At 71.7% G+C, this 16,278-nt stretch carries 12 protein-coding genes; all 12 read right to left on the bottom strand.

Features of this window, described 5'->3' with window-relative positions:
• Window positions 1-176: 176 nt before the first annotated feature.
• The 12 genes from ACZ7EG_RS17625 to ACZ7EG_RS17570 all read right to left on the bottom strand — a co-directional run bounded on the left by ACZ7EG_RS17625 (window position 177) and on the right by ACZ7EG_RS17570 (window position 16,278).
• Window positions 177-1,250 (bottom strand): sugar phosphate isomerase/epimerase family protein, encoded by a 1,074-nt coding sequence (locus ACZ7EG_RS17625; RefSeq protein WP_471078957.1) that lies wholly within the window; start codon window positions 1,248-1,250, stop codon window positions 177-179.
• Between the two features lie 81 nt (window positions 1,251-1,331).
• Window positions 1,332-2,780, bottom strand: a complete 1,449-nt coding sequence (locus ACZ7EG_RS17620; protein WP_471078954.1) for a nucleotide pyrophosphatase/phosphodiesterase family protein — start codon at window positions 2,778-2,780, stop codon at window positions 1,332-1,334.
• Window positions 2,777-3,946 (bottom strand): metabolite traffic protein EboE, encoded by a 1,170-nt coding sequence (gene eboE / locus ACZ7EG_RS17615; RefSeq protein ID WP_471078951.1) that lies wholly within the window; start codon window positions 3,944-3,946, stop codon window positions 2,777-2,779. Before eboE ends, ACZ7EG_RS17620 begins: the two co-directional genes overlap by 4 nt.
• 3 nt (window positions 3,947-3,949) lie before the next feature.
• Window positions 3,950-4,861 carry a TatD family hydrolase gene (locus ACZ7EG_RS17610; protein ID WP_471078948.1) on the bottom strand — a complete coding sequence of 304 codons (912 nt, stop codon included), beginning with the start codon at window positions 4,859-4,861 and terminating at the stop codon, window positions 3,950-3,952.
• Entirely contained in the window at window positions 4,861-5,682 is an 822-nt protein-coding gene (locus ACZ7EG_RS17605) for an EboA domain-containing protein (protein ID WP_471078945.1), read from the bottom strand. Before ACZ7EG_RS17605 ends, ACZ7EG_RS17610 begins: the two co-directional genes overlap by 1 nt.
• Window positions 5,679-6,668: a sugar phosphate isomerase/epimerase family protein gene (locus tag ACZ7EG_RS17600; protein WP_471078942.1), complete on the bottom strand. Its 990-nt coding sequence runs from the start codon at window positions 6,666-6,668 to the stop codon at window positions 5,679-5,681. The genes ACZ7EG_RS17605 and ACZ7EG_RS17600 overlap by 4 nt, the downstream gene beginning before the upstream one ends.
• Window positions 6,665-7,696 (bottom strand): SCO3242 family prenyltransferase, encoded by a 1,032-nt coding sequence (locus tag ACZ7EG_RS17595; RefSeq protein WP_471080364.1) that lies wholly within the window; start codon window positions 7,694-7,696, stop codon window positions 6,665-6,667. The genes ACZ7EG_RS17600 and ACZ7EG_RS17595 overlap by 4 nt, the downstream gene beginning before the upstream one ends.
• A gap of 2 nt (window positions 7,697-7,698) precedes the next feature.
• Window positions 7,699-8,883 carry an inositol-3-phosphate synthase gene (locus tag ACZ7EG_RS17590; protein ID WP_471078939.1) on the bottom strand — a complete coding sequence of 395 codons (1,185 nt, stop codon included), beginning with the start codon at window positions 8,881-8,883 and terminating at the stop codon, window positions 7,699-7,701.
• Window positions 8,884-8,967: 84 nt separating this feature from the next.
• Window positions 8,968-12,681: a ThuA domain-containing protein gene (locus ACZ7EG_RS17585; RefSeq protein ID WP_471078936.1), complete on the bottom strand. Its 3,714-nt coding sequence runs from the start codon at window positions 12,679-12,681 to the stop codon at window positions 8,968-8,970.
• Window positions 12,682-12,952: 271 nt separating this feature from the next.
• Window positions 12,953-13,951, bottom strand: a complete 999-nt coding sequence (locus tag ACZ7EG_RS17580) for a sugar phosphate isomerase/epimerase family protein (protein WP_471078933.1) — start codon at window positions 13,949-13,951, stop codon at window positions 12,953-12,955.
• A 13-nt stretch (window positions 13,952-13,964) separates the two neighbouring features.
• Window positions 13,965-15,176, bottom strand: coding sequence for a Gfo/Idh/MocA family protein (locus tag ACZ7EG_RS17575; protein ID WP_471078930.1), 1,212 nt, complete (start codon window positions 15,174-15,176; stop codon window positions 13,965-13,967).
• Between the two features lie 55 nt (window positions 15,177-15,231).
• A complete protein-coding gene (locus tag ACZ7EG_RS17570; protein WP_471078927.1) occupies window positions 15,232-16,278 on the bottom strand; it encodes a substrate-binding domain-containing protein in 1,047 nt (348 codons plus the stop codon).

Genomic DNA, 16,278 nt, shown 5'->3' with positions numbered 1-16,278 from the left:
CCGGCGCCGTGTCGATGCTCGCCGCTCTGGTGGCCCTGCTGCTGCGCCGGCCGGGTCGCGCACCGACTCGGGCACGGCTCGCAGGTGGCATTGCAGGGACCGCGGCTGACGGCCGCGGCACCCATGAGGGGGCCCCTCCCTGTACGGGGAGGGGCCCCCTCATGTCCGTACTGCGGTCAGCACTTCTCCCTCAGGGAGTGCAGGTGCGCGCTGGAGCGGCGCGCGAAGGTGAAGGACTCGGCCGGGTTGTCGTGCTCGGCCTGCCAGTGGTGGGCCATGCGGTGGCCGCGCAGCCGGGTCACGGCGGAGATGAACCGCTGGTAGTCGATGTCCCCGTCGCCGACGTCGGTCATGCGGTAGCCGTACGGGTTCGACGGGTCGCTCTCGCCGTCCTTCACGTGGAAGAGCGGGTAGCGGTCGGGCTGCCGCAGGACGTAGTTCAACGGCTCGAACGGGGCGGGCGTGCCGTCGGGCCGCTTGGAGAAGCGGAACTGTCCGACGTACGCCCAGTAGATGTCCATCTCCAGGAACACCAGGTCCGGGTCGGTTTCCTGGAGCAGGATGTCGTAGAGGCGGACCTTGGGGTTGTCGGTGGCGAACGAGAACTCCTCGGAGTGGTTGTGCTGGTAGAACTTCATGCCCCGGGCCCTGGCCGCGGCCCCGTAGGTGTTGAAGTCCTCGGCGGCGCGCTTCCAGGCGTCGACGGTCGAGCCGTAGCGGAACGGGCCGGAGGCCGTGCCGATGTGCTTGAGGCCGAGGGCCTGGGCGTCGTCGAGGACCTTGGTGAGGTTCTGGGCGAAGGTGTAGGCGTTCGGGTCACTGGAGTAGTAGCCGACGTGGCTGCCGATCGAGTTCAGGCCGTGGTTGCGGGCCAGCCGCTTGAGCTGGGCGAGTGTGATGGGGCCCGCGGAGCCCTGGGTGTAGCCGGCGAACTCGACCTCGTCGTAGCCGTAGCGCTCCAGTTCGGCGAAGACGGGACCGAAGCCGAGGGTGGAGACCTTGTCGCGCAGGCTGTAGAGCTGTATGCCCAGGCGACCGGGCGGCAGGACGGGGCGGCCGCGGCCCTTGGCACCGGAGGCGGTGGCAGGCGTGGCGTTGCCGGTGGCGGCGGTCGCGTTGCCGGTGGCGGCGCTCGCCGGGGCCGCGGCGCCGAGCAGGGCGGCGGCGGTGGCACCGGCGGCCACGCCGAGCATGCCTCGTCTGCTGAGGCGGAGGCCGAGTTCGGGGTCGGGCTGGGAGAAGCGGCTCATGCGGGGAACTCCTCGTGATCGCGGGGCGTTGTCAGTGGTGAGTGCTTCACTTGTGAGCGGTCGGTGCTGAGGGCTCTGGCCTCAGGCGAGACCGGCGAGTCGGAGCAGCAGTGACTTCACATCGGTGGCCGCGACACGGTCGCCGACAGCGCGGGGGGTGGAGCAGATGAGGAGCGGACCGTCGTCGTCGCTCTGCGGTAGGCGGCCGTGGCTGCCGCGAATAGGTGAGGGGTCCAGGGGCACGACCGCCATGCGGTAGCGCATGCCGAGCTTTTTGCGCGCCAGTGCGGTGGCCGCCTTGACCTTGACGTAGGGGTCGAGGGGATCCATGAAGAGTTCGACCGGGTCGTACCCGGGTTTGCGGTGGATCTCGACCAGTTGCGCGAAGTCGGGCGCGCGCTCGTCGTCGAGCCAGTAGTAGTACGTGAACCAGGCGTCGGCTTCCGCCACGGCGACGAGCTCGCCGGCGCGCGGATGGTCGAGGTGATGGGCCTTCTTGCCCTCGTCGTCGAGGAGTTGCTCGATGCCGGGCAGACCGTCGAGGGCGGCCCGGGTGGCGTCCAGGTCCTCGGGGCGGCGCACATAGACATGGGCGATCTGGTGGTCGGCGACCGCGAAGGCACGCGACGCCATCGGGTCGAGGTACTCCATGCCGTCCTGTGTGTGCACCTCCAGCAGGCCGGCCCGGCGCAGGGCGCGGTTGATGTCGACATGCCGGTTCACGCGGGTGATGCCGTACTCGGACAGGGCGACGACGGTACGGCCCTCGGCGCGGGCGTCGTCCAGCAGCGGAGCGAGGGCGGTGTCCAGGTCAGCGGCCGCCTTCAGGGAGCGCGGGTCGTCGGGGCCGAAGCGCTGCAGGTCGTAGTCGAGGTGAGGGAGGTAGCAGAGCGTCAGGTCGGGGTGCCGGGTGGTGATGATGTGGCGTGTGGCGTCGATGATCCACCGGCTGGAGACGAGGTCGGCTCCGGGGCCCCAGAAGTGGAACAGGGGGAACGTGCCGAACCTGTCGGTGAGTTCGTCGTGGAGCGCGGCCGGGCGGGTGTAGCAGTCGGGTTCCTTGCGGCCGTCGGCGTAGTAGACGGGGCGGGGGGTGACGGTGATGTCGGTGTCGGCGCCCATGGCGTACCACCAGCAGATGTTCGCGACGGTGTAGCCGGGGTGGGCGCGACGGGCGGCGTCCCAGAGTTTGTCGCCGGTCACGAGCCCGTTGTGCTGGCGCCACAGCAGGACGTCGCCGAGTTCGCGGAAGTACCAGCCGTTGCCGACGATGCCGTGCTCCGAGGGCATGGCGCCGGTGAGGAACGTGGACTGGGCGGCACAGGTGACGGCGGGCAGGACGGTGCCCAGCGGGGCGCGGGAGCCGGACTGGCCGAGCGCCTTGAGGTGGGGCATGTGGTCGAGGAGGCGGGGGGTGAGGCCGACGACGTCGAGCACGAGGAGCGGGGTGGGGTGGTCCGTGGCCGCCGGAAGCGGGGCGGGCGTTTGAGTGACGGCCGGGTCGGGGTGCTCATGGGGGCCGGTGCTCATGGCAGCTCCTTCAGGCCGAGGTCCGTCAGCAGGTCGCGGGCGAGGGAGAGTTCGGCGGCGATGCCCTCGGCGAGCTGGGTGCGGCCCTTGGGGCGCAGCTCGGGCGGAAGGGCCTGCCAGGTGTAGGTCTCGACCTCCAGATGGCGGGTGAGCGGGACCTGGCCGCCGACCAGCCGGGTCAGTGCGGTTTTCAGGACCGGGAGGGTGGAGGTGAGGGGCGCGGCGGGGGCCGCGTGCAGCGGGACGTGGAAGTGGGCGCGCCAGGGTGAGGCGTCCGGCAGGGCGTGTCCGGCGAGGGCCTCGTCGAGGTCGTCGGTGGCGCGCAGGCCGGCGGCGGTCGCCGTGCGGGTCTGGTGCAGGAAGCGGGGTTCGGCGAAGGCGGCCAGTGCTTCGCGCACCTCGGGGAGATGGGGGTGCTCGGCGTGCAGGGCGGCGGAGAGCTGGGATTTGACGACGGGGACGCGGGCTGCGGTGAGCGCGTCCAGGGCGGTGTGCGGATCTTCGAAGGAGGTGGCGAGATGGCAGGTGTCGACGCAGATGCCGATGCGGTGGTGGCCGATCGCGGTGAGCGGGGCGATGGCGTCGTGGGTGCTCTCGACGACGCAGCCGGGTTCCGGTTCCAGGCCGACGCGGATGGAGCGGCCGGTCAGTTCCTCGAGGGCGTCGAGGCGTTCGGCGAGTGTGCGCAGCGCGGTGCGGGCGGTCTCCGCGCGGGTGCCGTCGTACGCCGTGCGCCAGGCGAGGGGCAGCGTGGAGATGGTCCCGTCGGTGACGTCGTCCGGGAGGAGACCGGCGAGGACGCGGGCCAGGGCGGTGGTGTGGTCGAGGCGCTCCGGATCGGCCCAGTCCGGCTTGTAGACGCGGTATTTGACCTCCTCGGCGCCGAAGCCCTCATAGGGGAAGCCGTTGAGGGTGACGACCTCGAGGCCGCGCCGGTCGAGCTCGGTGCGCAGGCCGCGCAGGGCGGACGGGTCGGTGACGAGGGCGTGTGCGGCGTCCTTGGCGAGCCACAGCCCGATGCCCAGTCGGTCACGGCCCAGGCGCCGGCGGACGGGCTCGCAGTGGTCGCGGAGCTGGGCGAGGACCCCGTCCAGGGTCTCGGCCGGGTGGACGTTGGTGCAGTAGGCGAGGTGGACGACGGAGCCGTCGGGGTGGCGGAAGCGCATGGCTCACGCCTCCGCGGCGGGGACACGGGCCGGTGTGCCGGGGCCGGTGTCCGGCTCGTGCGGGTCCTTCGGGACGCCGCGGAGGACGGAGTTGCCCTCGTGGGTGGTTCCCGTGCCGGTGACGTCGAGGTTCAGGCGTCCGCTGAGCCCGTAGAAGGCGACGGGGTTGCGCCACAGCACCTGGTCGACGTCGTCCTCGTCGAAGCCCTCCGCCAGCATGAGGTCGCCGACCTTGCGCGTCTTGAGGGGGTCGCTCTTCCCCCAGTCGGCGGCGGAGTTCACCAGGACCTGCTCGGTGCCATAGGCGCGCAGGAGCGCGACCATGCGTTCCTCGTCCATCTTGGTGTCGGGATAGACGGAGAAGCCCAGCCAGCAGCCGCTGTCCCGGGCCTCCTTGACGGTGGTCTCGTTGAGGTGGTCGACGAGGACCCGCTCCGGTCCCAGTGCCGACTCCCGGACGACGTCGAGGGTGCGGCGCAGTCCGGCGAGTTTGTCGCGGTGCGGGGTGTGCACGAGGGCGGGCAGGCCGTGGTCGGCGGCGAGCTGGAGCTGCGCGGCGAGGGCGGTGTCCTCGGCGGGGGTCATGGAGTCGTAGCCGATCTCTCCGACCGCCACGACGTTGTCCTTGACGAGATACCGGGGCAGTTCGTCGATGACGGGCAGGCAGCGGGGGTCGTTCGCCTCTTTGGGGTTGAGGGCGATCGTGCAGTGGTGGGCGATGCCGTACTGGGCGGCGCGGAAGGGCTCCCAGCCGAGGAGGGAGTCGAAGTAGTCACGGAAGGTGGCGGGCGAGGTGCGCGGCTGGCCGAGCCAGAAGGACGGTTCGACGAGGGCGCGGACACCGGCGGCGTACATGGCCTCGTAGTCGTCGGTGGTCCGGGACGTCATGTGGATGTGGGGGTCGAAGATGCGCATCAGGACTCCTTGCCGTGGGGGTGGTCCGTGCCGGGGGCCGGGGTGACGGACTCGGTCAGGTCCAGGACGCGGTACAGGTCCTCGGGGACGGTGCGGCCGGCAGCGGTGCGTTCGGCGGCGTAGTCGACCAGCATGCGGGCGAGTTCGCCGTCGCCGCCGGCGCGCCGGGGCAGGTCCGCCACGTCATCGACCGGGACCCCGGCGAACAGGCACTTCAGCACGGCGTGCCGCCAGGCGTGGGCGGTCAGGTGCCGGGCGGTGTAGGGGCCGACCGCGGCGCTGAGGAGCCGGGTGTCGTTGGTGCGCAGGGCGTCCTCGATCAGCGGGAGGGCGCCCGGGCCGGACACGAGGTGGGGCAGGGCGTGCAGTACGGCTCGGCGTTCGTCGGCGGTGCCCTGGAAGTACACCCGGGTCAGGGCGTCGGCGTCGGCGCGGGCCGCGTCCAGGATGAGGACGCGTGCGGCGTCGGCGTGCGCGGGGCCGCAGCGCCGGCCGGCTTCGGCGAGGCGCAGCTCCCAGACGGAGATGGGTCCGTGGAGGCCGGGGTGTGCGGCGGCCTCGTCGAGGGCGCGTTCGAGCCAGGTGCGGGCGGGCGGGTCGAGGTGGGTGGTGAGGTGGTGGCGGAGGTCGGTGAGCGAGGGGGTGGGGGCGGTGTCCCGGGTGGGGAGGCGGGCGCGGGTGCGGGCGTCGCCGGGGTCCTGGGCAGCCCGGTCGGGCTCTTCGGGGCTCTGGGCGTCCTGGGTGTTCTCGGTGCTCTCGGTGTTCTCAGTGCTGTCGGTGCTCTCGGTGCTCGCCGCTGGGGTGGCTCGGGGCTGGGTCATCTGGTGCTGCTCCCCTCATGGGTGGTGGAGGGAGCGCCGTGGGGTGGCGCGGCCTGCTGGAGGGCCGGAGCGGAAGCAGGCGACGCCGTGGCCGCGGTCCGCTCGGCGTGGCGGAGGAACGGGAGGGAGTGCGCGGCGAAGTGCGGGCCGGCGTGGGAGTGGCGGGGCAGCTCGACGACGGTCAGGCCCTGGTAGCCGGTGGCGGCGAGGGCCGCCAGGACCGGGGGGAAGTCGATCTCTCCGTCTCCGAAGGGAAGGTGCTCGTGGACACCGCGCCGCATGTCCTCGATCTGGACGTGCCGTAGCCAGGGGGCGGCGGCCCGCACGCAGTCGGCCGGAGATAGGGGTTCGAGGCACTGGCAGTGGCCGATGTCCAGGGTGAGGCCGAGGGGGCCGGGGTCGCCGAGGGCGCTGCGGAGGTGGTGGAAGTCGGCCAGGGTGGCCAGGAGGTGGCCCGGCTCGGGTTCGACGGCGAGCGGGATGCCCGCGCAGGCGGCGGCGTCCAGGACGGGGGCGAGGGTCTCGGTGAGGCGTTTCCACGCGGTGTCCGTGTCGGTGCTCTGCGGGACGACCCCGCTGAAGCAGTGGACGGCGTGCGCGCCGAGGTCCGCGGCGACCCGGACGGCCCGCACGAGGAGGTCGGCGCGGCGGGCCCGGTCGTCAGGGTCGGGGTCCAGCAGGGACGGGCCGTGCTTGCGGCGCGGGTCGAGCACATAGCGGGCGCCCGTCTCGATGGTGACGCCCAGTTGGAGTTCGTCCAGCCGGTGCGCGACCCGGCGGGTGCGGGCGGCGAGGCCGGGGGCGAGCGGGTCGAGGTGCATGTGGTCGAGGGTCAGTCCGACGCCGTCGTAGCCGAGGTCGGCGAGGAGGGCGAGGGCGTCGTCGAGCCGGAGGTCGGCGAGACCGTTGGTGCCGTAGCCGAAGCGGAGGGAGGGGACGGCGCCGGCACGGCTCTTGGGGGTGTGGGCGTTGGCCTCGGGGCTCATGTGACGCTCACCTTCTTCGCGAACCGGGCTCCGAGGGGGGCGAGGGCTGCGATGAGGAGGGCGGTGGCCGTGCCCCGGGAGCGGGCGGTGAGGGCGGCCTGGAGGGGGATGGTGGCGCGGACGCCGGCGCCGACGGCGCGTTGGGTGAGGGGAGGTGAGGGGTTCAAGACGGCGTGGACGTAGGGGCGGGCGGTCGTCGCGGCGTAGGCGGCTCCGAGGGCGGTGGTGAGCAGTGCCGCGGGCTCCTGGCCCGGGCGCCAGGGAGCTCGGGGGCCCGTCCGCGCGTGGGCGGTTGCCTGCCTGCGGCCTCTCGCGGAGGCAGCGGAGCGGTGTGTCACCAGTCGGGTGAGCAGCGCGGTCGTTGCGAGGGCTGCCAGCGGGGGCAAGGGCGAGCCGCCCTGTGCTTCCTGGCGGGAGACCGTGGTGACGGCCAGGGTGTGGGTGCCGAGGAGTGCGGCGGAGGGCAGGGCCGGTCGTGTACTGCCCGTCGTGGCCGCGGCTCCCAGAAGCAGGTCGAGGCCGCGGGCCGTGCCCATGGCGAGGGGGCCCGCGGGCGTGTGTTTCAGACCGAGGTCGTACGCCCAGACGGTCGCCGCCAGGGGGACGGCGACGGCCAGGGCGGGGCGGCCCGCGCGGGCGGCCAGGGCCAGTCCGGCTCCGGTGAGGGCTCCGGCCGCCGTGAGGGCGGTGGCGGGGCGGATGCGGCCGGAGGGCAGGGGGCGGTGCGGGCCTTCGACGGCGTCGATGTCGCGGTCGGCCCAGTCGTTGAGGGCCATGCCGGCCTCGTACAGGCAGAGGGAGGAGGCGATGGCGAGCAGGGTGCGGGAGTTGGGGGGTGCGCCGGTTGCCGCCGTGCCAGCCAGGGCGTCGCCGGGCACGCTGAACAAGGCAGGCAGGCGCAGGAGTTCGGCCCAGGCGTGGCGTCGGCGGGATCCGCCGGTGCGTGCCTGGGGGGCCGTGGCGGCGGCGGTGTCTCCCGGGGTGGCCGTGGGAGTCCCGTAGGAGCATCCGCCGAGGCGCCCGCGCAGCGTCACAGGGCTCCCCCTGTCTCCTGCGTGCCCCGCGCCGCCCGAGTGCCGCGGCCCTCCGCGTCGGGCTCCCCCAGGCTCCGCCCGAAACGGACCAGTTCGCCGAACTGTTCGGCCAGCCCCGACGGCCCGTCGCCCACCGGGTCCTTGAAGTAGAAGCCGAGAGCGCCGAGCGGGCCGGACAGCCCCGCCTCGTGGGCGCGGGCGGTCAGGCGGGCCAGGTCCAGCACCAGAGGTGCGGCCAGGGCCGAGTCGCAGCCCTGCCAGATGGTCTGGAGGATCATGCGGGTGCCGAGGAAACCGTCGAAGGCGATGTGGTCCCAGGCGGTCTTCCAGTCGCCGAGGGCCGGGACGTCGTCGATGTGGACCTCGCCCTCGGGGACGGCGCCGAGGGTGTCGGCGAGAACGCGTTCCTTGCCGGCGTTCTTCGCCGCGGCGGCGGCCGGGTCGGCGAGGGCGGCGCCGTCGCCGCCGCCCAGCAGGTTCGTACCCGACCAGGCCCGGACCGTCAGCGCGCGCTGCGCGAACATCGGGCCGAGGACGGCCCGCAACAGGGTCTGCCCGGTTTTGCCGTCCCGGCCGGCGTGGGGCAGGCCGCTGCGCTCGGTCTCTCGGGCGGCGACCGGGTGGTGCATGCCCTCGGAGGGGGTGAAGTTGACGTAGGGGCAGCCCGCGCGCAGGGCGGCCAGCGCGTACAGGGTGCTGGCCGGCAGCGGAGCGTCGGGCCCCGGGGAGGCGGGTTCGGTGGAGGCGACGTTCACCACGACGGCCCGCTCCAGCTCGTGGCGGCGCATGAAGTCGCGGATGTCGTCGGCGAAGGCCGTGATCAGTTCGGGCTCGCTCCTGGTGTCCCCCGGGGCGGGGCCGCCGGGCCTGATCTCGCGGTCGGCGGCGGCGAGTTCGGCGGCGACCGCGGTGGCCACGCCGGGTGGGAGGACTCCGCCGGCGGTCAGGGACTCGGCGCGTTTGGGCAGGGGGCAGTCGAGGGTGTCGTGGCCGCCGAAGACGAGGCCGGACAGCGCGGGCAGGCCACTGTCGGTGAACGCCGGTGTTTCGGTCACCATGCCGGTGGGCGGGTGCAGTCCCGCGGTGACGGCGGCGCAGCCCGTGACGACGGTGGTGGCGACGGAGCCTCGCGCTCCGATGAGCCACACCCCCGCACGCGGTCGGGAGAGGGACGCGGACATGGGCAGCCTCCTGATCGTGCGCGAGCCCTGGGGGGAGATGCGGAGACGGCGAGCGGGGGTCCGGCGTCCCCCGCCCGCCGCCGTTCAGTCGCCCGTGGTGGGCAGTTCCTTCAACTGGATGTTGCGGAAGGAGACATGGTCGTCGGCGCCGTGGTTCTGCAGGCCGATGTAGCCGTCGGTCAGGCTCCGCTGGGGGTCCTTGTTGGTGAAGTCGTTGATCTTGACTCCGTTGAGGAACACCTGGAGGCGTTCGCCCTGGACCTTGATCTCGTAGGAGTTCCACTGGCCGGGCGGCCGCAGGACCTGGTCACGGGCCTTGATGTTCGCCGACTTGAAGGAGTAGACGGAGCCCGTGGTGCGGTCGGCCGTGTCGGTGGCGTCGATCTGGATCTCGTAGCCCTTGTTCACCGCGGACCAGGGGTCGTCGGAGGCGGGGAAGCCCACGAAGATCCCGGAGTTGTCGTCGCCCCGCATCTTCCAGTCGAGCTTGAGCGAGTACGACTTCAGCTCCTTGGCCTGGTACCAGAGCAGGCCCATGCCGCCCTCGGACTCCATCACGCCGTCCTTGACGACGAACTTGCCGGGTCCGGCCTGCTTCCAGCCGTCCAGGGTCTGGCCGTTGAAGATCTTCCGGTGGTCCTTGCCGGGCTTGCAGTCCGCCTTCACCTGGCCGGTGGCGTACTGCAGGCCGCCGAGCAGGTGGGCCCGGAAGGCAGCGTCGGCGTAGGACTCCTTGGTGTGGCCGCCGCCGGTGTAGAAGGACCGGCCGCCGCCGTAGCTCTGGCACCAGGCGATCGGGTGGTCGCCCTTCATGGTGCCGCCCTGGTAGGTGGTCTCGTCCAGGGTGGCGAGGATCTTGGCCTTCTCCCGCGGGTTGGTGCGGTAGTTGTACCACTCGTCGGTGCGCTCCCAGGCGTCGTCCAGGTGCGCGGTCGACGGGTGGTCGTGGTCCTCGACGCGGACGGTGGCCTTCTGGATGGCCGGGTGCGAGTCGAAGTAGGCCCCGACGAGGCCGCCGTAGAACGCCCAGTCGTACTCGGTGTCGGCAGCCGCGTGGATGCCCATGTACCCGCCACCGCCGGCCACGTAGTTCTCGAACGCCTTCTGCTGCTCGGCGTTCAGCACGTCACCCGTGGTGGACAGGAAGGCCACCGCGTCGTACTTGGCGAGGTTGGTCGTGGTGAACTGCCTGGCCTCCTCGGTCGCGTCGACCGTGATGCCGGCCGGGCCGCCGAGTTCCTTCAGGGCGGTGATGCCCGCCGGGATGGAGTCGTGCCGGAAACCGGCGGTCTTGGAGAAGACCAGAACCTTCTTGCCGCCCTTGAACGGCTCCTTGGAGAACTCGAAGTCGTCCACGTCGTAGAGCGCGCCCTCGCCGCCCTTGAAGACGAGGTAGATGTCGGTGGTCTTCTTCGGCAGCGACCGCAGCGGCACGTCGACGTTCTGGAACGTCTCCCAGCCGCCGGTGGGCGGGATGTACGCCGAGCCGTGCAGTGGTCCGTCGGGCGAGCCGGTGCGCAGTTCGATGAAGCCGCCCGCGCCGCCGGAGGAGGCCCGCACGGTCATCTTCTTCTGCCCGTCGAACCGGTAGGGGCTGAAGGAGATCCAGTCGCCGTCGTTGATGTCGCCGACGGTCTTGCCGCCGTTGGCGCCGGTCTTGTCGATGACCGACACGCCGGACTGGGTGGTGAAGTGCTCGCCCTGGCGGTGCAGCGGCTGGAGCACGGTGCGGGCGGTGCCGGTCAGGGATTCCTGGCCGTTCGCCCCGCCGTCGGTGTAGCCGGCGCCGACGACGCCGTAGATGTTGGCGTTGGGGTCGTGGCCGCCGTCACCGGGAGGCGGTGTCAGGGTGCCCTCGCATCCCATCTCGCTGGTCAGCTCGTGGGCGTGCGAGTCGTGGCCGAGGCTGTAGGTGACCTTGACCTTGGAGCAGTCGACCGTCTCCTCGGGGTCGGTGACCTTCACCTTGAACGGGACGGGCTTGCCGAAGGCGGCCATGCTGCCGTTGCCCGGGGTCTCGATCGTCACCTTGGGCTCGGTGTTGCCCACCACGATCCGGACGCTGGCGTTGCCGGTGTTGCCCTCGGGGTCCTTGGCGGTGAAGGTCGCGCTGTAGGTGCCGACCTTCTTGTACCTGTGGGTGGGGGTGAGGCCCTCGCCCTTGGTGCCGTCGCCGAAGTCCCAGCTGTAGGTGAGGTTCGGGGAGTCGGCGTCCTTGGCGGAGGCGGTGAACTTCACCTTCAGGCCGGCCGCTCCGGAGGTCTTGTCGGCGCTCACCTCGGCGATCGGTGAGAAGCCGTCCTCGGCGTTCTCGATCCGGTACAACGCGGAGTTCTCGTCCCCCTGGAACCAGGAGACGCCGTAGTCGAGGACGTAGAGCGCGCCGTCGGGGCCGAACTCCATGTCCATGATCTGGGTGCCGGTCCACGGGAAGTCGTTGATCTTCGCGACGGAACCGTCCGCGTTCTCCTCGATCCGCTTGATCCAGCGGCGGCCGAATTCACCGGCGAAGAAGTCCCCGTCGTAGGACTCCGGGAACTTCACGCTGGAGTTCAGCGCGGGGTCGTAGCGGTAGACCGGGCCCGCCATCGGGGACTCGGAGCCGTTGCCGAACTCGGGCAGGGATCCGCCGTCGTACGGGATCCAGGCGGCCTGCGCGGGCGGCAGGTCGGTGAGGCCCGTGTTGTGCGGCGAGGTGTTCTTCGGGGCGTTGCAGTCGAACGTCTCGCCGGATTCCTTGGTGGCGAAGTCGTAGTCGACGTAGGCGTCGTTGTCGCCGGTGCAGAAGGGCCAGCCGAAGTTGGCGGGCTTGGTCACCTTGGCGAACTCGACCTGCCCTCCGGGGCCGCGCTTGGGGTCGGCGGCGCCGGCGTCCGGGCCGTAGTCGCCGACGTAGACGGTGCCGGTCTTGTCGTCGACGCTCATCCGGAACGGGTTGCGGAAGCCCATCGCGTAGATCTCGGGGCGGGTCTTCTCCGTGCCGGGAGCGAAGAGGTTGCCCTCCGGGACCGTGTACGAGCCGTCCTCGGCGACCTTGATGCGGAGGATCTTGCCGCGCAGGTCGTTGGTGTTGGCGGAGCTGCGGCGGGCGTCGAAGGCCGGGTTGCGGCCCGGCCGGTCGTCGATGGGTGTGAAGCCGTCGGAGGCGAAGGGGTTGGTGTCGTCACCGGTCGACAGATAGAGGTTGCCGTCCGCGTCGAAGTCGATGTCGCCGCCGACGTGGCAGCAGATGCCCCGGGAGGCCGCGACGTCCAGGACCTTCTTCTCGCTGGACAGGTTCAGCGTGCCGTTGGGGTTGAGGACGAAGCGGGAGAGGCGGTTGACGCCGTCGAACTTCTTGAAGTCGTCGGCAGTGCCGGTCTCGGGGGCGTCGCCCGCGGGGGTGTCGAGCGGCGGGGCGTAGTAGAGGTAGATCGCCCGGTTGTTCTTGAAGTCCGGGTCGATCCCGACGCCTTGGAGGCCTTCCTCGTCGTGGCTGTAGACGTCGAGTTTGCCGGCGATCTTGGTGACGCCGCCCTGGTCGGTGAGGCGCAGCGTGCCGTCGCGCGAGGTGTGCAAAACGCTGCGGTCGGGGAGCACGGCGAGCGACATGGGCTCGCCCGTCTCGGGTTCGCCCTTGGCGAGCGGCACCTGCTGGAACTGGCCCTCCGCGGCTGCGGGTTCGTCGTGTTCCGGGTGTCCGGGGTGGGCGCCGGCGACGGTGGCCGGGGTGCCGACGGCGAGGAGCAGGCCGGTGAACAGGGCGACGGTGGTGCGCAGTCCGGGCCGCCTGGGGCCGCGGGTGCTTCCGGGTCTCATTCTGTGCACGAAGTCCCTCCGGGAACGGGGTGGGCCGTACGGGGCGGGTGCGTAGCGTGCGGTGCGGGCGCCGGGGCGCGCCGGCACCCCGGAGGTGTGTGTGTCCTGAACACATCAAGGACGGTAACCGCGTCCGTCCGGGGCGAACACCCCTTGCGACCGACTCGGTCGAACTTCCCCCCGCCTCAGGACAAAGCGGGATCCGCGCAGGCCGGAGGGGGGATCGGCGATGCCGCCGGTCCCCGCTCCCGACCAGCGCCGGGCGCGCTGTTCAGCTGTTGAACGCGGCGTCGAAGGACGCGCTGGGCGGTTCGAAGTCGAAGGCCTTGAGGCGCGTCAGCGCCTCGGGGGCGCCCTGGAGCCGGTCCATGCCGGCGTCCTCCCACTCGATGGAGACCGGGCCCGCGTAGTCGATGGAGCGCAGCATGCGGAACACGTCCTCCCAGGGGACGTCACCGTGCCCGGCGGACACGAAGTCCCAGCCGCGCCGCGGGTCGCCCCAGGGCAGGTGGGAGCCGAGGCGGCCGTTGCGTCCGTCGAGGCGCTTGCGGGCCTCCTTGCAGTCGACGTGGTAGATCCGGTCGCGGAAGTCCCACAGGAAGCCGACCGGGTCGAGGTCCTGCCACACGAAGTGGCTGGGGTCGAAGTTGAGGCCGAAGGCGGGGCGCCGGCCGACGGCTTCCAGAGCCCGCTGGGTGGTCCAGTAGTCGTAGGCGATCTCACTGGGGTGGACCTCGTGCGCGAACCGCACGCCCTCGGCGTCGAAGACGTCCAGGATCGGGTTCCAGCGGTCGGCGAAGTCCTGGTAGCCGCGTTCGATCATCGCCTCGGGCGCGGGCGGGAACATGGCGACCAGGTGCCAGATGGCGGAGCCGGTGAAGCCGATGACGGTGTTGACGCCGAAGGCCGCCGCGGCCCGGGCGGTGTCCTTCATGCGGTCCGCGGCCCGCTGCCGGACTCCTTCGGGGTCTCCGTCGCCCCACACCTGACCCGGCACGATGGCCTGGTGGCGTTCGTCGATGATGGCGTCGCAGACGGCCTGGCCGACGAGGTGGTTGGAGATGGCCCAGCACTTCAGGCCGTACTTGTCGAGCAGGGCCCGGCGGCCGTCCAGGTACGACGGGTCACCGAGCGCCTTGTCGACTTCGAAGTGGTCTCCCCAGCAGGCGAGTTCCAGGCCGTCGTAGCCGAAGTCGCGGGCCAGGCGGCAGACCTCCTCCAGGGGCAGGTCCGCCCACTGGCCGGTGAACAGGGTGAAGGTGCGCGGCATCCTCATGGCCTCCTCAGACCGAGATCGGCGTGTAGACGGAGTTCTTCTCGGCGCTCTCCTCGACCGCCGCCAGCACACGCTGCACCTGCAGCCCGTCGGCGAAGGAGGGTTCGGGGCGGCGGCCCTCGGCGATGGCGTGGACGAGGTCGCGGGCCTGGTGGACGAAGGTGTGCTCGTAGCCGAGGCCGTGGCCCGGCGGCCACCAGGCGTCCATGTAGGGGTGGTCGGGTTCGGTGACGAGGATCCGTCGGAAGCCCGCCTCCGCGCCCGGCGCGGTGGCGTCGTGGAAGGACAGCTCGTTCAGCCGCTCCAGGTCGAAGGCGAGCGAGCCGCGCTCCCCGTTGAGTTCGATGCGCAGGGCGTTCTTGCGGCCGGTGGCGTAGCGGGTGGCCTCGAAGGAGGCCAGTGCACCGGAGAGGAAGCGGGCCGTGAACAGGGCGGCGTCGTCGACGGTGACCTGCCCGGTGCCGGCGGAGGTGACGGCGGACAGCCCGCTCGTGGGGCCGGTGGGCAGGGGCCGCTCCCGTACGAAGGTCTCCGTCAGCGCGGAGACGCCCGCCAGCGGCTCCCCCACCAGATACTGCGCGAGGTCGACGATGTGCGCCCCCAGGTCACCGAGCGAGCCCGAGCCGGCCTGCTCCCTGCGCAGCCGCCAGGTCAGCGGGAACGCGGGGTCGACCAGCCAGTCCTGGAGGTACGTCACGCGCACGTGCCGCAGTCTGCCCAGGCGGCCCTCGGCGACCATGCGGCGGGCCAAGGCGGCGGCGGGGACCCGGCGGTAGTTGAAGCCGACCATCGCCACCTTGCCGCGCGCGTGGGCCTCCTCGGCCGCCAGCGCCATCGAGGTGGCCTCCGCGACGGTGTTGGCGAGCGGCTTCTCGCACAGGACGTGCTTGCCCGCGGCCAGGGCGGCCAGCGCGATCTCGGCGTGGCTGTCGCCCGGGGTGCAGATGTCGACGAGGTCGACGTCGTCCCGTTCGACGAGGGCCCGCCAGTCGGTCTCGGTGGACTCCCAGCCGTGCCGGTCGGCCGCGGCCCGGGCGGCGGCGCCGTCCCGGCCGCAGATCACCGCCTGCACGGGGTTCAGCGGCAGGTCGAAGACGCGGCCCGCGGTGCGCCAGCCCTGGGAGTGGGCGGCGCCCATGAAGGCGTAGCCCACCATCCCCACACGCAGGGGTGGCTTGCCTGCCTCGGTCCCCTCCGGCTGCTCCTGCGGCTGTCCCATACGGGTGTCCTCCTCGTCCTGGTCGGGGTGGCGCACGTGGGGGGTGCGGGGTGGCTCACTTGAAGCCGGTGGACATGTACTGGTCGACGTTGGTCTTGTCGACGACGGCCGAGTAGAGGGTGAGCGACGACGGGATCTCGAACTCGGCGAGGCCCCCGATGCCCTTGCTCTGGCCGAGGGCGCGGGCCAGGTCGATCGCGGAGGCGGCCATGGTCGGCGGGTACAGCACGGTCGCCTTGAGCACACCGCCGTCCTGCTTGATGGCCTGGAAGGCGGAGAGCGCACCGGCGCCGCCGACCATCAGGAAGTCGTCGCGCCCGGCCTGCTCGATGGCTCGCAGGGCGCCCACGCCCTGGTCGTCGTCGTGGTTCCACAGCGCGTCGAACTTCGACTGGGCCTGGAGCAGCTGGGCCATCTTGGCCTGCCCGGACTCGACGGTGAACTCGGCGGCCTGCCGGGCGACCTTCTTGATGTTGGGGTAGTTCTTCAGGGCGTCGTCGAAGCCCTGGGTGCGCTGCTTGGTGAGCTCCAGGTTGTCCAGGCCCGCCAGTTCGATGACGCGGGCGCCGGACTTGCCCTTGAGCTTCTCGCCGATGTAGTGCCCGGCGTTGAGGCCCATGCCGTAGTTGTCGCCGCCTATCCAGCAGCGGTAGGCCTGCGGGGTGTTGAAGATCCGGTCGAGGTTGACGACCGGGATACCGGCGCGCATGGCCTTCAGCCCGACCTGGGTGAGGGCCTTGCCGTCGGCGGGCAGCACGACCAGGACGTCGACCTTCTTGTTGATGAGGGTCTCGATCTGGCCGATCTGCTGGGCGGTGTCGTTGGAGCCCTCGGTGATCTCCAGGGTGACGTCGGAGTACTTCTCGGCGCGGTTCTTGGCGTTGTCGTTGATGGCGTTGAGCCAGCCGTGGTCGGCCTGCGGGCCGGCGAAGCCGATGGTGACCTGCTTGCCGGGCTTGTCGTCGGCGGCCGGCTGGTCGTTGCCGGCCGGCTCGTCCTTGGACTCGGACGGCTCGTTGCTCGTGCACCCCGTGAGGAGGGCACCGGCGGAGACGGCGGCGGCCCCGAAGAGCAGCCCTCTGCGGCTCGTGATCTCTGGCAT

The sequence above is a fragment of the Streptomyces sp. NPDC037100 genome (assembly GCF_055606225.1).
Note: the sequence above shows the minus strand (reverse complement) of the source record. Positions and strands in the feature narration are given on the sequence as shown.

Excerpts from the sequence above, each read along its gene's own strand:
- ACZ7EG_RS17620 (WP_471078954.1), bottom strand. The coding sequence starts at position 2,780 with ATGAGCACCGGCCCCCATGAGCACCCCGACCCGGCCGTCACTCAAACG.
- ACZ7EG_RS17590 (WP_471078939.1), bottom strand. The coding sequence starts at position 8,883 with ATGTCCGCGTCCCTCTCCCGACCGCGTGCGGGGGTGTGGCTCATCGGA.
- ACZ7EG_RS17570 (WP_471078927.1), bottom strand. The coding sequence starts at position 16,278 with ATGCCAGAGATCACGAGCCGCAGAGGGCTGCTCTTCGGGGCCGCCGCC.
- ACZ7EG_RS17625 (WP_471078957.1), bottom strand. The coding sequence starts at position 1,250 with ATGAGCCGCTTCTCCCAGCCCGACCCCGAACTCGGCCTCCGCCTCAGC.
- eboE (WP_471078951.1), bottom strand. The coding sequence starts at position 3,946 with ATGCGCTTCCGCCACCCCGACGGCTCCGTCGTCCACCTCGCCTACTGC.
- ACZ7EG_RS17580 (WP_471078933.1), bottom strand. The coding sequence starts at position 13,951 with ATGCCGCGCACCTTCACCCTGTTCACCGGCCAGTGGGCGGACCTGCCC.
- ACZ7EG_RS17610 (WP_471078948.1), bottom strand. The coding sequence starts at position 4,861 with ATGCGCATCTTCGACCCCCACATCCACATGACGTCCCGGACCACCGAC.
- ACZ7EG_RS17600 (WP_471078942.1), bottom strand. The coding sequence starts at position 6,668 with ATGAGCCCCGAGGCCAACGCCCACACCCCCAAGAGCCGTGCCGGCGCC.
- ACZ7EG_RS17585 (WP_471078936.1), bottom strand. The coding sequence starts at position 12,681 with ATGAGACCCGGAAGCACCCGCGGCCCCAGGCGGCCCGGACTGCGCACC.
- ACZ7EG_RS17575 (WP_471078930.1), bottom strand. The coding sequence starts at position 15,176 with ATGGGACAGCCGCAGGAGCAGCCGGAGGGGACCGAGGCAGGCAAGCCA.
- ACZ7EG_RS17605 (WP_471078945.1), bottom strand. The coding sequence starts at position 5,682 with ATGACCCAGCCCCGAGCCACCCCAGCGGCGAGCACCGAGAGCACCGAC.